This is a genomic window from Lactobacillus leichmannii (assembly GCF_024701915.1).
Taxonomy (GTDB): domain Bacteria; phylum Bacillota; class Bacilli; order Lactobacillales; family Lactobacillaceae; genus Lactobacillus; species Lactobacillus delbrueckii.
This window is the reverse complement of the sequence record NZ_QOCY01000042.1, coordinates 125766-142027: the sequence shown is the minus strand read 5'-3', so window position 1 is coordinate 142027 and position 16262 is coordinate 125766. Positions and strand designations below refer to the sequence as shown.

12 protein-coding genes and 1 pseudogene are annotated in these 16262 nt (G+C 51.4%); 4 read left to right on the top strand and 9 right to left on the bottom strand.

What is annotated here, in order from left to right; genetic code table 11:
• The first annotated feature begins 117 nt into the window (after positions 1-117).
• Positions 118-858: an amino acid ABC transporter ATP-binding protein gene (locus DS743_RS05025; RefSeq protein ID WP_002879870.1), complete on the top strand. Its 741-nt coding sequence runs from the start codon at positions 118-120 to the stop codon at positions 856-858.
• A gap of 21 nt (positions 859-879) precedes the next feature.
• Positions 880-2382 carry an ABC transporter substrate-binding protein/permease gene (locus DS743_RS05020; RefSeq protein ID WP_035184612.1) on the top strand — a complete coding sequence of 501 codons (1503 nt, stop codon included), beginning with the start codon at positions 880-882 and terminating at the stop codon, positions 2380-2382.
• A 48-nt stretch (positions 2383-2430) separates the two neighbouring features.
• Here the strand turns inward: DS743_RS05020 and DS743_RS05015 are convergent.
• Positions 2431-3052, bottom strand: a pseudogene (locus DS743_RS05015) (LysR family transcriptional regulator).
• A gap of 177 nt (positions 3053-3229) precedes the next feature.
• Between DS743_RS05015 and DS743_RS05010 the strand changes: the two are divergent.
• A complete protein-coding gene (locus tag DS743_RS05010) occupies positions 3230-5488 on the top strand; it encodes an HAD-IC family P-type ATPase (protein ID WP_003615389.1) in 2259 nt (752 codons plus the stop codon).
• 277 nt (positions 5489-5765) lie between these two features.
• Here the strand turns inward: DS743_RS05010 and DS743_RS05005 are convergent, their stop codons facing one another.
• From DS743_RS05005 to DS743_RS04995, 3 genes are all read right to left on the bottom strand, one after another.
• Positions 5766-6899, bottom strand: coding sequence for an AI-2E family transporter (locus DS743_RS05005; RefSeq protein ID WP_035182731.1), 1134 nt, complete (start codon positions 6897-6899; stop codon positions 5766-5768).
• 116 nt (positions 6900-7015) lie between these two features.
• On the bottom strand, positions 7016-8041 hold the full coding sequence (locus tag DS743_RS05000) for a branched-chain amino acid aminotransferase (protein WP_002876681.1): 1026 nt from the start codon (positions 8039-8041) through the stop codon (positions 7016-7018).
• 201 nt (positions 8042-8242) lie between these two features.
• The gene (locus DS743_RS04995) at positions 8243-9130 is read right to left on the bottom strand and encodes a cation diffusion facilitator family transporter (RefSeq protein WP_013439786.1); all 888 of its coding nucleotides are present in this window, start codon (positions 9128-9130) and stop codon (positions 8243-8245) included.
• Positions 9131-9241: 111 nt separating this feature from the next.
• On the opposite strand from DS743_RS04995, the gene DS743_RS04990 reads away from it, so the two are divergent.
• Positions 9242-9544, top strand: a complete 303-nt coding sequence (locus tag DS743_RS04990; RefSeq protein WP_035184616.1) for an ArsR/SmtB family transcription factor — start codon at positions 9242-9244, stop codon at positions 9542-9544.
• 78 nt (positions 9545-9622) lie between these two features.
• Here DS743_RS04990 and DS743_RS04985 read toward each other — a convergent pair whose 3' ends face one another.
• From DS743_RS04985 to dnaJ, 5 genes are all read right to left on the bottom strand, one after another.
• On the bottom strand, positions 9623-10150 hold the full coding sequence (locus tag DS743_RS04985) for an adenine phosphoribosyltransferase (protein ID WP_072544175.1): 528 nt from the start codon (positions 10148-10150) through the stop codon (positions 9623-9625).
• Positions 10140-12416, bottom strand: coding sequence for a single-stranded-DNA-specific exonuclease RecJ (gene recJ / locus DS743_RS04980; RefSeq protein ID WP_035184617.1), 2277 nt, complete (start codon positions 12414-12416; stop codon positions 10140-10142). The genes DS743_RS04985 and recJ overlap by 11 nt, the downstream gene beginning before the upstream one ends.
• A complete protein-coding gene (locus tag DS743_RS04975) occupies positions 12413-13114 on the bottom strand; it encodes a class A sortase (protein ID WP_035184618.1) in 702 nt (233 codons plus the stop codon). Before DS743_RS04975 ends, recJ begins: the two co-directional genes overlap by 4 nt.
• Positions 13095-14933, bottom strand: coding sequence for a translation elongation factor 4 (lepA, locus tag DS743_RS04970; protein WP_013439791.1), 1839 nt, complete (start codon positions 14931-14933; stop codon positions 13095-13097). Before lepA ends, DS743_RS04975 begins: the two co-directional genes overlap by 20 nt.
• A gap of 121 nt (positions 14934-15054) precedes the next feature.
• Positions 15055-16194, bottom strand: a complete 1140-nt coding sequence (gene dnaJ / locus DS743_RS04965) for a molecular chaperone DnaJ (RefSeq protein WP_013439792.1) — start codon at positions 16192-16194, stop codon at positions 15055-15057.
• Positions 16195-16262: the final 68 nt, after the last annotated feature.

The following is a 16262-nucleotide window of genomic DNA, read 5'->3' as shown; positions in this document are numbered from 1 at the left end:
TCATTGGCTCCAGTATTTCAATTACTGTCAACTTGATCAATTTTAAGTACTCTTGCCCGGAACTTTGCCGCTTGTCAGCTCTTCATTGCTTGTGTCCTTTTAGACGAAGGATTAAACATGAACAAGATCATCGAAGTTAAGCATCTGAAGAAGAATTATGGCGACAAGGAAGTTCTCAAGGACATCAATGCCGTCATCGAAAAAGGAAAAGTCATCACGGTTATTGGTCCATCCGGTTCAGGCAAGAGTACTTTTTTGCGCTGTCTGAACCTGCTGGAAAAGCCAACCAGCGGCCAGGTCATTTTTGAAGGAACGGAACTGACCGACCTTAAAGAAGAAGAGCTGGACCAACTCCGGCAGAAGATGGGCATGGTCTTCCAAAGCTTCAACCTCTTCCCTAACATGTCCGTCATTGAAAACGTCAAGCTGGCGCCGATGAAGGTCAAAGGGATGAGCGACCAGGAGGCCGGCGACCTGGCTCATGAACTTTTAGCAAAAGTTGGCCTGGATGACTTTGCTGACCACTCCCCGGCCAGCCTGTCCGGCGGCCAGCAGCAGCGGGTTGCTATCGCCCGGGCTTTAGCCATGCAGCCGGACATGATGCTTTTTGACGAACCGACCAGTGCCTTAGACCCGGAAATGGTCGGGGAAGTCTTAAAGACCATGCAGGATTTAGCCCAAACTGGGATGACCATGGTTGTGGTCACCCACGAAATGGGCTTCGCGCGAAAAGTCGCTGATGAGGTCTGGTTCATGGCTGACGGTTATCTTTTGGAACAGGGCAGCCCCGACCAGGTCTTTGACCACCCGCAAAGTGACCGGGCCAAGGACTTTTTGGCAAAAATTTTGGAAGCCTAGCAAAGGAAGAATTGAAGCACGATGAAGAAACTTATTAAAATTATGACCGCCCTCCTCCTCTTGGCCGGGCTCTTTACCGCGGCAATTCCAGCAGTTGATGCCGCCAGCAGCAAGAAAATGGCCAGCGGCACGGTCATGAAGAAGATCAAGAAGTCCGGCAAATTAGTTGTCGGCATGTCTGCTGACTACCCGCCATTGGAATTTACCAAGAACGTCAACGGCAGAAACAAGTATGTTGGCGTTGATGTTGAACTAGCCAAGCAGATCGCCAAGGACCTGGGGGTCAAGCTGGAAATCAAGAACATGGACTTTGACTCCCTCCTGGTTGCCCTGGAAACTGGCAAGATCGACGTGATCATTTCCGGGATGACCCCAACGGCCGAACGGAAAAAGAGCATTGACTTCTCCAAGATCTACTACGCTGAAAAGTCCGACTACTTTGTCATCAGCAAGACCAACAAGGCCAAGTATACCAGCACCGCCTCCTTTAAAGGCAAGACGGTTGGTGCCCAAACCGGTTCGCTTCAGTACACTTCCTTGAAGAAAAACGCTGCTGAGAGCGGGATCAAGGTCAAGGGGCTGGCAAAGATCAGCAACCTGCTCATGGCGCTTAAGTCCGGTAAGGTTGACGCTGTTTTATTAGGTGAACTGAACGCCAAGACTTACGCCACTAACGACACTTCCCTGTCTTTGGTCAAGTCCAGCCTCAGCCAGGCTCAGATGGGCAACGCTGTTGGGGTGGCCAAGGGGCAAGGCGACCTGGTCAAGGCCATCAACAAGACCATCAACAACTGCCAAAAGCAGGACCTGTTTAACAAGAAGTACATCCCGGCCGCTGCCAAGGCCATGAAGCAGGCCTCAAGCAAGACCAACAACTCCATGAGCAAGTACGCCAGCTACTTCGCGACTGGCCTGGGCTACACCATGATTATTACGATTTGCTCCATCACGATTGGTTTAGTCCTGGGTGTCATCTTCGCCTTGATGCGTCTGTCTAAGAACAAGCTTTTGCACGCCATTGCCGTTTGCTACATTGAGTTCCTCCGGGGCACTCCGCAGATGGTTCAGATCATGTTTGTCTACTTCGGGGTCGGGATGCTGATCAAGAATATGCCGGCTCTGGCCGCCGGGATCATCGCCATCGGCCTTAACTCCGGGGCTTACGTGGCTGAAGACATCCGGTCCGGGATCAATTCCGTGGCCAAGGGGCAAACGGAAGCTGCCCGGTCCCTGGGCCTCAGCCAGGCCAAGACCTACCGCTACGTAGTCTTCCCGCAAGCCTTGAAGAATATCTGGCCAGCCCTGGGCAATGAATTCATTACCTTGACCAAGGACAGCTCCCTGGTCTCCGTCATCGGGGTTGGGGAATTGATGTACGAGACCGGCCTGGTCCAAACCGCGACCTACCGCGGGGTCATGCCGCTTTTTATCACCATGTGCATCTACTTCGTGGTAACCTTTATTTTGACCCGTCTGCTCAACTACTTTGAACGGCGGATGAACCTGACTTCAAGCCGGGCATAAAGACAAACAAATAGAAAGAAACTGGAAACCTAGATTGGCTTCCAGTTTTTATTTTGCATATAGGGCAATAATTTGCCGCATTAAGGGGGTAACCACCCGGTCTTTGCGCCAGACCAGCTGCAGGCGGGTCCGCCACTTAGCCGAGTCGATTGGGTAGATGTGGCCTTTGGCATAAGTTTTGGCGATTGATTCCGGCACCAGGGCAATCCCCAGGCCAGAGTCGCTCCAGCGGATAGCTGGCCAGGTCCAGCAGGTTGCCCTGCAGCTTGTCCAGGATGCCGAAAGTGTTGTCTTCGTAGATGTCAAAGGAGACGCCGGGATGCTGGCGGGCAAAAGCCGTCAATTTGGCGGAAGGAAGCTCGCCGATTGAAGAAGAGACGGAACCTAATTTAACCCTTCCCCGCCCGCCCCGGTCCAGCTCCGTAATTTCGGTTTGGACGTTTTTGGCTAAGGTCAAAATCTGACCAGCATAATCCCGCAGCTTTTTTCCAGCCTCGGTCAGTTCAATTCCATAAGGCTGACGGATAAAGAGCTTAGCCCCTAGCTCCTCTTCTAATTGCTTTAATTGGTAGCTGAGGGCTGGCTGGCCGACAAAGAGCCGCTTGGCGGCTGAAGTAATCTGCCCTTCCTCGGCTACGACCAGAAAGTAATTGAGCTGCTTGAAATTCATTTTCTTCCCTCTCTTTTTAATGATCTTTGAGCTTAGTAGATATCAACTCTTTAGATATCTAACATCATAAATCAGTATTTTATTTATATCAACCTGGGGGCTACAATGAACAGTGAGAAAAATAACTTCTAAATGTAACACGTCACGACTGAAGAATAATTATAAGGAGATCTTTGCATGAAAGTAAAAGGCTTGACGCAGGCTGAAGCTGACCTGCGCTTAAAAAAAGACGGACTCAACCAGGTGCCGGAGCCGGAATTCAGCTTCTGGAAGGAATTTGCCGGCAAGCTTTGGAATCTCAGTGCCTGGATTCTGGAGGCGGCACTCCTCCTGGAATGTGCCCTAGGTAAGTGGATCCAGTCCCTCTTCGTTTTGCTTATGCTGCTCTTTGCCGCCTACAACGGGGCCACGCAGAAGAAGAAGTCCCGCAAGGTCCTGAGTTCAATTTCCCAGCAGCTGACCCCGGTTGTCGCTGTTTTAAGAGATGACCGCTGGCAAAAAATTGACTCCAAATACCTGGTAGTCGGCGATATCGTCAACCTGCAAAAAGGGGATATTTTGGCCGCCGACATTGACCTTTTGGACGGGAACTTGACCTTAGATGAATCCTCAATCACCGGGGAAGCCAAAAATGTCCATAAAAAAGCCGGGGCAACAGCTTTTGCGGGCACGACCGTCATGGACGGCGAGGCTCTAGGCAGAGTCAGCGCGACCGGGACCAATTCAAGAAGCGGGCAGACCATCAACTTGATCAACAGGTCCGCGGCACCTGGCCACCTGCAGCAGCTTTTGACCAAGATCATCTACTACCTCTGCCTCTTAGACGGGGTTTTGACCGTCATCCTCTTGATCGCGGCCGTAATCCGGGGTGAAAATATCTTGGAAATGCTGCCCTTCCTGGCCATGATGTTTATCGCTTCTATTCCAGTAGCTATGCCGTCAACTTTTGCCCTCTCCAATTCCTTTGAGGCCACCCGCCTGTCTAAAGAAGGAGTTTTGACCAGTGACTTAACCGGGATTCAAGACGCGGCCAACCTGAACCTGCTCTTACTGGACAAGACCGGGACCATTACTGAAAACAAGACGGCTGTCGCCTCTTTTGCTAATTTTTCAAAGCTCTCAGATGAAGAAGTCCTAGCCTTGACCAGCCTGGCCATCGACCAGCGCAACCAAAGCGTGATCGACCTGGCCTTAATGGACTTTCTGCAAGAGAAAAAGATACCAGTTAAAGAAGCAGAAGCCTTTACCCCCTTCACTTCCAGCCAGGGCTATTCTGAAGGCCGAGGAGAAGGCCACGACGTTAAGCTGGGTTCAGTCAAGCAGTTCAGTAAGATTGATCCGGCTATTTCTGAACAAATGGCAGCTGTCGACCTCAGTCTGGGCCGGTCAGTCGGGATTTTGCTCGACGACCGTTTGGCGGGTATTTTTATCACTAAAGACAAGGTCAGAGCTGATTCAAAAGCCGCCCTGGCCGAACTGGTCAAGCGGGGAATCAAGCCAGTCATGCTGACCGGGGACAACCAGAAAACCGCGGCCAGCGTGGCTGAAGAAGTCGGCTTGACTGGCAAGGTCATCTCGATCAGCGACTTTAAAGAGGGGGTAAAGGCGGAAGACCTGGCCGGGATCGCCGACGTTTTGCCGGAAGACAAGCTGGATATGGTCAAGTACTTCCAAAAGGCTGGCTATATCGTCGGCATGACCGGGGACGGGGTTAACGACTCCCCTGCCCTCAAGCAGGCCGAAGTCGGCATAGCTGTATCAAATGCCGCTGACGTGGCAAAAAAGAGCAGCAAGATGGTTCTTTTGGATGAGGGCCTTAGCCCTATCGTCAAGATCTTGGATGCCGGCCACCGGGTTTACCAGCGGATGACCACCTGGTCTTTGACCAAACTAGCCAGAACGGCTGAACTGACCATGCTCTTGACCTTCTCTTATCTTATTTTCGGCTACCTGCCGATGGCCTTAAATGCCATGGTCATCTACACGATCATGAACAACATGGTCACCATGATGATCGGAACCGACAAGACTCACATCACTTACAAGCCGGAGAACTGGGACATGGGCAAGCTGGCTAAAATTGCCTTCTCCTTGGCCGGAGCCTGGACAATCATCGGTTTTGCCTTCGTCTCTGCCTTAACAAAGGCCGGAGTAAATCATGATCAAGTTGGGACCATGGTCTACGTCTTCTTAGTTATGAGCGCCATGATGATCGTCTTGATCACCCGGACCAAGCGCTTCTTCTGGCAGTCTGCCCCATCTAAGCCGGTAGCCAGTGTCCAGATCGCCGATATCCTTTTGACCTGCCTTTTAGCACTTTTGGGCATCGCCATGCCGGCCATCGGGATTAAGGAGCTCTTGACCCCTTTGGCCGTAGCCTTCCTGGCCGCCATTTTGATCGACCTGGTCTACCAGCCGGTCATGAAGAACAAGTAACAAATAAATGTGTGTTTGGCTATTTTTTGCCAATTAGCTTTACAGGGAAAGAAGAATTTAATGCGCAAGAGAATTTTTAGAATCATCATGAGTCTGGCAATTCTGTTGCTGGTCATCTTATCCGGCATGCTGGCCTGAAAAAAGTTCAGCTGGCTAATGGCCAGTAAGGCAAACTAAATCATCTACTAAATGCTTTATACTTATTACTGTTTAATCTGACAAAAAGGACTCGCTTTTGCGAGTCCTTTTACTTAGTTCTTATATCTACTTTTTCTGCTTACTCTTCACTTGCCTCTTTGCTCTTTTCCAGCTGCTTTTGCCGGTAGGCAATCAAGCGCTCGAATTCCGTTTTCAGCAAGGCCCCCATCGGGACGGCAATCAGCATCCCCACAAAGCCGCCCATGGCCCCGCCGGCAATCACGCAGACGATAACGTACAGGGGGTGGATGTGAATGGCTGAAGACAAAAGCTTAGGATTAAGAATATTGCCATCAATCGCCTGGATCAAGAGGAGAATAATCATCCCCACGATCAAAGCTGTCATATTCTGGCTGAGGGTGCAGGCTAAGATAACCATCCCATAGCCTAAAATCGGACCAAAGTATGGGATTAGGTTACCCAGCCCGGTTACCAAGCCGATCAAAAGGCCATATGGGACCTTGGCAATCAGCATGGCCAGGCTAACTAAAAGGCCAACGATAAAAGCATCGATAATTTGCCCTCTGATGTAGCCGGAGAAGGCCCGGTCAGCGTCTGCTAAGAAGAGCTTGATTCCCCTGATCACCTTTTTGTTTAAGAGGGTGCCCAGGTTTCTCTTCCAGTATGCCGCGATCCGCTGGCCATCGTAGAGGAAGTAGATGGCAAAAATCATCCCGAAGAAGAAGTCGCTCAAAAAGCCAGTTACCCGGCCGACCCCCTTTTGCATATAAGAGACCAGGCCGCTGGTCGACCAGCCCTGCTTTTGCAGGTAGGCTAGGATTTCGTTGATAAAGCTGCTGTACTGGGCTTTCAGTTGGTCATAGAGGCTTTCTAAGCTGCCCAGGCTGAAATGGCTCAGCTGCTTGGAGAAGGTCACGAAAACCGCTGTCGCGGCCAGTAAAATAACCAGCAAGAGCAAGAGCAGGGTCAAGGCCACTGCGGCTGACCGGCTGGCCGTCGCCACTGCCCCCCGGCTGCTGCCCTTGGAAAACTTCCGGTCAAAGAAGTTGGTCAAAGGCAGCAAGAGATAGGTTAAAACTAAGCCGTAAGTCAAAGGCTGGGCAATTGCTGCCAGAATCTTGCCTACCCGGACCCAGAAGCCAGTTGACTCATAGGCTAAAAGCAGGATGAAGAGACCGGCAAAAACCGTGCCCAGACAGTAGAGGGCAATCTTAAAATACTTCTGATCAATGTGGTTCCAAAATTTGTTCATCATACACCTCGCTAGTTTGACTAGCTTTTATTATAACAGTTTCCGGCCCTGGCCAAAGCAATAAAAAAAGCAGTTGCGAAAACTGCTATTTTTTATCTTCTTCTCGATTATGATTTTTACATCACGTGGTGGATCCAGCCTTCTGGGGCTTCGACTTCCCCGTTTTGGATGCCAGTCAAAGTGTTGTAAAGTTCTTCCATGAACTTGCCTGGCTTGTCCATGCCTGATGGCAGGTCGATGACCTGGTCGCCATTGACGATGCGGCCAACTGGTGACAATACGGCAGCCGTGCCGACCAAAGCACATTCCTTGAAGGATGGAACTTCGTCGAAACGGACTTGTCTTTCTTCAACCGTCAAGTTGAGGTAGTGTTCAGCCAGGTATACAATGGAGCGTCTAGTGATTGATGGCAAAATTGAATTTGACTTAGGAACGACCAAGTGGTTGTTTTGGTCGATGAAGATAATGTTTGAGCCACCCGTTTCTTCAATGTAAGTTTGGGTAGCTGGGTCCAGGTACATATTTTCAGCAAAACCTGCCTGGTGGGCAGCGACAGTCGCCTTCAAACTCATGGCATAGTTCAAAGCGGCCTTAACGTGGCCAGTCCCGCGAGGTGCAGCCCGGTCATATTGGGCAACCTGAACGGCAACTGGAGTAGCCCCGCCCTTGTAGTATGGGCCAACTGGAGTTGCAAAGATTCTGAACATGTAGTCAGTTGCCGGAGCAACGCCGATGATTGGTGTAGTGCCGATTTCGTATGGACGCAGGTAAAGAGTCGCGCCTGAACCGTATGGCGGTACCCAGTCAACATTGCCCTTGACTACTTGGTCGATTGCTTCAACGAACTTGTCCTTTGGATAAGGCTGCATTTCGATCCGCTTAGCGGAGTTGTACATCCGTTCCGCGTTTTGGTCTGGCCTAAAGACAACAACAGATCCGTCCTTCCAGGTGTAGGCCTTCATCCCTTCAAAAACTTGCTGGGCATATTGCAGGGTTTCAGCACATTCATTCAATACGACATTAGGGTCGTCGGTCAGCTTGCCGCCTTCCCAGGCACCGTCGTGGAAATAGTCCACGTAGCGCTTGTCGGTTTGATGATAGCCAAATCCGATATTTGCCCAATCGAGATCTTTTTTTGCCATGATATTACCTCCTAAAAATTTAATCACTAGTTTTTATAGTTGTAACTATAATACTCTTTCTGAAGGTTAGCAAGGCCTTTTTAAAATAATTTTCATTTTCTTGCTATTTTTTGCTAACTTTAATTCTTCTAAGGCCTAAGCCTTGCGAAGACAAGCCTTTTGACCCTAATTTTCTCTTTTTTTAAGTTAGCTAATCTTTTCTTAATTTTCCTTGTTGGTTGACAAAAGGTCCTCGTCCAGGCCCCGGCTACATTCTGCCTGCAGGGTAACGTGGTTGATGGCAAACTTTTCCTTCAGACAAGCAGCAATCTCTTCATCAAGCTCTTCAATCCGCTTGGCGGTTAAACCGGAGTCAACCACAATGTGGGCGTCCAGCATGATGGTGTCATCACTGTAGCGCCAGACATGCAGGTGGTGGAGCTGTATTACCTCCTTAAAGGCCAAACCAGCCTCTTCAATGGCTTCCAGGTCCAGGTCGGGGTTAGCTTCCATCAAGACGTTAGCTGAGTCCCTGGTGACTTCAAAAGCCTCTTTCAAGAGGAAAATTGCCGCGGCCATAGTTAAGACCGGGTCCACCAGGGTCCAGTTTTGGTAGTAAATTAAGAGTGACCCCACCACGACAGCCACGCTGGACAAGGTGTCCGACATCATATTCAAAAAGAGGGCCCGGGCATTCAAATTCTCCTTGCTCCCCTTGCCCAGGATCAGCATGGAGATCAAGTTGCCGGCCAGGCCGATCAAGGAGACGATGAACATGACGCCCCCTTCAATCGGTTCAGGCTTGCTGAAACGATTAATGGCTGAAATAAATAGATAGATGCTGATGGCCAGCAAGAAGAGGCCGTTGGTGTAGGCAGCCAGGGTTTCGGCCCGCTTGTAGCCAAAGGTCTTGTGCTGGTCCTTGCTTCTTTTGGCGATCAAATTAGCCGCAAAGGCAACCACGATGGAAACAACGTCACTCAAGTTATGCAAAGCATCTGACAAGAGGGCCAGGGAACCGGAGATAATCCCGCCGGCAATTTCCGCGGCAGTAATGATGACATTGAAGACAGTCACCCACAAATACCTTTTTGATGCTTGGTCTTTCATGATTTTTACCTGCGCAATCTTTTATATATCGTTTTTGGTATATTTACTCTTGCCTACACTATATTACAAAAATGATATATAATCAAGGGGAAAATTGGAAAGGAGACCCGCATGACACACGAAGAACTGATCGACCAGGCGGCCCGCCTTTTCAAGGTCTTGGGCAGCAGCCTGCGGATCCATATTCTCTTTTACCTGAGAAAACACGGCGAAAGCCCGGTTTCGGCAATCGTCGGCCACCTGGGCGTCTCTCAGCCGGTAATTTCCAAGCAGCTCGGTATTTTGAAAAAATACGATTTCGTGCAGAAACGCAAAGCAGGCACTTTTGTCTACTATTCAATCAACGACCAGGACATCGTGCAGATCATCGACGCGATGACCGAGCACCTGGACCACCTGGACAGGCTGCAATAGTTTTACTTTTATTTTTAATACAAACAAAAACGGCTTCTACCTTCCGGTAAAGCCGTTTTTTCTGTCTTGCTCGTAAAATTAAGCGCCGGTGTATTGAACCAGGGAGAAGATGTCCACGTCCGGGAACTTTTCTCTACCCTTAAGGTCGGTCAGTTCAATGTAAAAGGCTGCCCCGACAACCTTCCCGCCCAGGCGTTCAATCAATTCCTTAGTGGCGTGCAGGGAGCCGGCCGTAGCCATCAAATCGTCGCAGATGACTACTCTTTGGCCAGGCTTGATCGCGTCCTTGTGCATTTCCAGGACGTTTGACCCGTATTCCAGGTCGTAAGCCGCAGCTTCTACTTCCCGTGGCAGCTTGTGGGGCTTACGGGCTGGCACGAAGCCGATACCCAGTTCGATTGCTACCGGAGTCCCGACTAGGAAGCCCCGGGCTTCCGGCCCGACGATTACGTCAGCTTGCCGGCTCTTGGCGTATTCAGCAATTTCGTGAGTAGCTGCCGCGAAGGCTTCACCGTCTTGCAGGATCGGGGTAATGTCCCGGAAGATGATTCCTTCATTCGGGAAGTCCTTGACGCTGGCAATGTACTTCTTAAAATCAATTGACATTTTGTAATCCTCCATTTGCTAGACCACTGGCATAGCGAATTAATTCATCCGAAGAGATTGTTCGTAATTTGTTAGCGAAGGCATATTCTGCTTTCACTGACCGGTAATAGGCTGAATCGTCCAAAGACTTCTTTGTCGGACTCGGTTTAGGGAGCAATCTGTCCTCTTCCATTTTAACAAAATCAAGGGTAAAAAACACCCTCAAAATAAACATGATGCTGTCCGGATCCATCCCCAGCTGGCCGGCAGCCTGCATGTAATCATTCGGTTTTAGTCCCGGGTGGGCTAAAAAGTACTGCCAGACCAGGCCGAAGTTGCCCCGGCTGGGCAGGGTCTCCCCTGGCAGCTGGTCCAACTGAAAGCGCAGGTAGAGCTGGCGGTAAGGCTTGGCCAGGACAAAGTTCAGCTGGGCCTCATTGGCCGGCACGTCAAGAACTGACACGACCTGCTGGCTGAGGTCTTCATTGTCCTTGGCCAGGGAAATCTGCTCTTTAGTTATGCCAAAATGATTAATGGCCTGGCTGAGATTTCTCTCATCAAATAAGAGATACTTGTCCGCAAAACCCAGCAAATTCTCCTGCCCGCGAAAGTCCACAATCCGGGCGGCTGGCGCGTACAAGGACTGGCCGTAATGCAGGTCAACAATCCGGAACTGGACATTGGTCTTGCCTTTAAAAGTGTTAGAAGCAAGCTTAACCAACATCTGCTGCAAATAAGGCAGGACAGTTTGGTTTAAGCTGTGGTCAAAGTCCACCGCCCTGACCGGGCCCACCATGAAGCTGCAGCCCTTCCGCATAGGGCGGAAGTTAGAGATCTGCGGCTTGTCAAGCAAAAAGACCGGCTGGGGGTTGTCCGTGCCAAAAGGCCCGGCCTGGGCCAGGTCATAAACGCTGGTCAAATCAACATCTAATGGACTGATCGTGCCATCATATTCCTGGACCTTTTCCGGAGCCTTCTCCCCTGCCTTATAGCTTTGATTAAAGTCGCGCCTGAGCTGGTTCAGATTTTCCTCAGTCGTCGACAGGCCGCAGGCAAAGTCGTGGCCGCCAAACTGGGTGATGGACTTGCCTTCAAAAGGCTTCAAGGCATTGAACAAGTTGAAGCCCTGGCTGGACCGGCCAGACCCCTTGACCAGGCCGGCCTCGTTTTTCGTCAGCATCAAGGTTGGCTTGTGGTATTTTTCCACGATCTTGTTGGCGACTAAGCCCATGACCCCTTCATGCCAGGCCGGGTCATACAGGGTCAATGTCGCTTCTTTCTGGTAGCCCCGGCTCTTAATTTGAGCCTCAGCCGCCTGCATGGTCGCTTGGGTCAGGTCTTTTCGCTCATTGTTCAGCTTTTCAATCTGATCGGCTAATTCCTGGGCCTCGCCCGGGCTTTCCGCCAAAAGTAGCCTTACGGCCAGGCTGGCATCAGCCAGGCGGCCGCAGGCGTTTAAACGGGGAGCGATGCTAAAGCCGACGTCTTCTTCATCAATCATCCCCGGGGTAAGGCCGGCATTGCGGATAAGAGCCTCCAGGCCCGGCCGGGAGCTTTCATTCAGCATCTCCAAGCCTCGCTTAACGATAACATGCCCTTCACCGGAAACTTTGACCATGTCCCCAATGGTCCCGATCATGGCCAGTTCCAAAAATTCGCTGGCCGTGTCTTCTAAGACTGCCCGGGCAATAGTATAAGCTACCCCGGCCCCGCAATAGTCGTCAAAAGGATAAGCCTGGCCTGGGTAGTTGCAGTGCACCAGGGCATAAGCGTCGGGCTTTTCCTCCTTGAAGGTGTGGTGGTCGGTAACGATCACGTCCACGCCGTGAGACTGCGCATATGCCACTTCTTCAATCCCGGTTACCCCATTGTCAACGGTGATGATCAATTTCGTCCCGTCTGCCACAATATCCTTGTAGCGGTCTAAACTTGGCCCATAGCCGTCCTTGAAGCGGTCAGGAATGAAGTAATGGACATCAGCCCCCATGATGGTCAGCATTTCCGTCATTATGGCCGTGGCGGTGATCCCGTCAGCGTCATAGTCCCCGTAAATAGTGATCTTTTCGCCCTCGTCCAGGGCCTGGTTGATCCGGCCGACTGCCTTGTCCATGTCATGCATCAAAAAGGGATCAGCCAGGTCATTTTCACTGGCGTGGAGCCAATAATCGATTTTTTCCTCGTTGTCAATTCCCCGCAAAGAAAACAACTTAGCCGTTAATGGGCTAAGTTGAAATTCCTCAACCAGGTCACTGGCCAAAGGATCAGCTGTTCTTTCTTGCCATTTCATCGAAGTTTAAACATCTCCAAATTCTGCTTGCTTGCCGGCTTGACCGCGGTCAGCTTCCCTCTTAAAGACCTGCGGTTTACCCCGCCATCGGCACAGGTGATCAAGGTCACGATCTTCTTCTTGGTGTTGGCAACCAGCCAGACGGCGCTGGGGTCAACCACCTTCTTGTAGTAGATCTTGTATGCATAGACCTTCTTTAAATCAGTCAAATAGACCATGCTGCCCAGCTTGACCCTTTCAAGGGGTGAAAAAAGGGCCCCCTGGTCGGTCATGTAGTGGGCGGCCAAAGGGTAGTTCCCCTTGCCCATCTTCTGGTCAGCCCGCATGGTGCCGCCCCCTGTTGACAGAGCCGCGTCTGAGAGGCCCTGCATAACTGGCAGGTAGAGCTTGACGCTGGGGATGGAAATTGCCCCAATTGCGCCAGCTGTGTTCTTGACCCGGCTGCGGGTGGTCTGGGCAAAGTCAATTGACTTGACCTTCTTGAAGTCATACATCCCCTTCTTTTTCTGGTTCTGCACGACCTGGTCCCGGGTCAGGCCCTTTAAAGCCGCGGTCTGGTTCTGCTTGACCAAAAACGCGCTGATCTGCTGGTTAAAGACCAAAGCCAGGCCCAGCAAAAAGAGGATTACGGCAACTAGGCGCAGAATAATGCGGCGGACTGGGTGGTCTTTTGTATTTTTACTTGCCGTTGATGTCATCGTCATTCATCCGTAATACTGCCATAAAGGCGTCCTGCGGGACTTCCACCCGACCAACTGACTTCATCCGCTTCTTGCCCCGCTTCTGCTTCTCCAGAAGCTTGGCCCGCCGGTCCGGGTCACCGGTGTGGATCTTCCAGGTAACGTCTTTTCGGTAAGGCTTGATCGTAGCCCGGGAAATGATCTTGGACCCGATTGCCCCTTGGATGTCGACTTGGAAGTTTTGCCGCGGGATCAGCTTCTTCAACAGGCTGCACATCTGGACGGCCCGGTCCCGGGCTTCTTCGCGGTGGGCGATGAAGCTCAAGGCATCGATTGGTTCCTTGTTCAAGAGAATGTCGATCTTGACCAGGTTGGTGGCCTTGTAGCCGATGATTTCATAGTCCAAAGAAGCATAGCCCTTGGTTGAAGACTTAAGCTGGTCAAAGAAATCGTAAATAATTTCTGCCAGGGGCATTTCGTAGATCACGTTGACCCGGTACTTGTCCAGGTAGTCCATGGTCTGGAACTCGCCCCGTTTGCCTTCACACAGCTGCATTACAGCACCGACGAAGTCGTTTGGCACCATGATTTCCGCCTTGACGTAAGGCTCTTGCAATTCCTTGTATTCACCGGCATCCGGCAGGTCAGCCGGGTTGTCGATCAGCTTGACCTCACCAGTCGGCATGATAGCGTGGTAGTCAACTGACGGCGCGGTCATGATGAGGTCCAGGTCAAATTCCTGCTCCAAGCGCTCTTGCACGACGTCCATGTGCAAAAGGCCCAAAAAGCCGCAGCGGAAGCCAAAGCCCAGGGCCTGGGAAGTTTCCGGCTCAAATTCCAGAGACGCATCGTTAAGCTGTAATTTCTGCAGGGCTTCCTTCAAGTCGTCATAGTCCCGGTTGTCGGTTGGATACATACCAGAGTAGACCATTGGCGGAATCTGCCGGTAGCCTGGCAAAGCTTCTGCCGTCGGGTTTTCAGCGCTAGTGATGGTATCCCCGACCCGGGTTTCCCGGACAGACTTGATGTTGGCAGTAATATAGCCAACGTCCCCGGCAATCAAGATGTCTTCTTTAACCGGGTGGGGGCTGGAAACACCGACTTCGGTTACTTCATACTTTTTGCCGGTGTTCATGATCATGATTTCGTCGCCTGGCTTAACCGTGCCTTCTTCAATTCTGACTGACATGACCACCCCCCGGTAGTCATCATACTTGGAGTCAAAGATCAAGGCCTTGAGGGGCTTGGTCAAGTCCCCAGTCGGCGCTGGGATGTCGGTCACGATTCTTTCCAAAAGTTCCGGAATCCCTGCCCCGGTCTTGCCGGAAACTTCAACGGCGTCGCTGGCGTCTAAGCCCAGCATGTCGCCGATTTCGCTCTTGGCCATGTCCGGGTCGGCGCTTGGCAGGTCGATCTTGTTTAAAACAGGCAGGATTTCCAGGTCGTTTTCCAAAGCCAGGTAAGTGTTGGACAGGGTCTGGGCCTGGACACCCTGGGAGGCGTCAACGACCAGGACAGCCCCTTCACAGGCAGCCAGGGACCGGGAAACTTCATAGGAGAAGTCGACGTGGCCAGGGGTGTCGATCAAGTGGAAAATGTAGTCTTCCCCGTCATTGGCGTGATACTTGACCTGCACCGAGTTCATCTTGATGGTGATCCCCCGCTGCCGTTCAAGGGGCATATCATCCAGCATTTGATTTTTCAGCTGCCGCTTGGAAACCGTGTCCGTCAGTTCCAGAATTCGGTCGGCAATCGTTGATTTGCCGTGGTCAACGTGGGCCACGATTGAAAAATTGCGGATGTGCTTTTGGTAGTCTTTTAATTTTTCTAAGTCCATATATTTTCTCGCATCCTTACTAAAGTACTAAACAATTATACCCGAAAACAAAGCATTTGTCTTTTCCCAGTCATCAAAAAAGGCAGTCCTTGCAGACTGCCTCTTTAATTTGCTTAAAAATTTAGCTCAGCTTCTCCTTCAAGCGTTCAAAGAAGCCTTTTTCCTGCGGGGCAATGGAGCCACCGCTGGCCTTGACGAATTCCAGCAGGGCCTTGCGCTGAGCCTCATTGATGGACTTCGGAATCACGACCTCAACCGTGGTTACCTGGTCACCAGTGCTGCCGCCGCTCAGGCTTGGAACACCCTTTCCCTTTAAAGTAAACTTCTGGTTTGGCTGGGTGCCGGCCGGAATTTTCAGTTTCGTGTCGCCGTAAACTGTCTTGACGTTGATCTCGTCACCCAAGGTTGCCTGGGCAAAGGAAATCGGCACGGTCGTGTAGATGGTCTGGCCACGTCTGGTGAAGTCCTTGCTTGGCCGCACCCGGAAGACGATGTACAGGTCCCCGTATGGGCCACCGTTCTTGCCGGCTTCGCCTTGGCCGGCCAGGCGGATCTGCTGGCCGTTGTCGATGCCGGCTGGCACCTTAACCTGCAGGGTCTGCTTCTGGGTCTTGACCCCCTTGCCGTGGCAATTCTGGCATGGATGCTGGATGATGACCCCGCTGCCCCCGCACTTGTCACAGGTCGTCTGCCGCTGGATTATGCCCAAAACGCTTCTTTGCGTAATGGTCATCATGCCGCTGCCCCCGCACTTGTCGCAGGTGATCGGGTGGGTACCCTTTTCAGCCCCGGAACCCTTGCAGACTTCACAGGTGGTTGACCGGCTGTAGCTGATTTCAGTGGTCTTGCCCTTGATGGCATCCATAAAGTCGATCGTCATGGTGTAGTCCAGGTCAGCCCCCCGCTGCGGAGCGGTCGGGTCTACCTGCTGGCGGGCACCGCCGCCAAAGAAGCTGCTAAAAATGTCACCAAAGTCACCAAAATCAGCTCCGCCAAAGCCCTGGCCCCCATACTGGCCGCCAAAGCCGCCCTGGCCGTTCATGCCAGCCTGACCAAATTGGTCATACTGCTGCCGCTTCTGCGGGTCATGCAGCACTTCGTAAGCTTCGTTGACTTCCTTGTACTTTTCTTCTGCCCCTGCTTCGTGGTTTAAGTCCGGGTGATACTTCTTGGCCAACTTCCGGTAGGCCTTGCTGATTTCTGCGTCACTGGCATCCCGGCTCACGCCTAAGACGTCATAATAGTCACGGTTTGCTGCCATTTGTTTATTATTGCTCCTTTTACTAACAAAGGAGAAGAACTACATCAAGCAGTTCTTCTCCTTTTGTT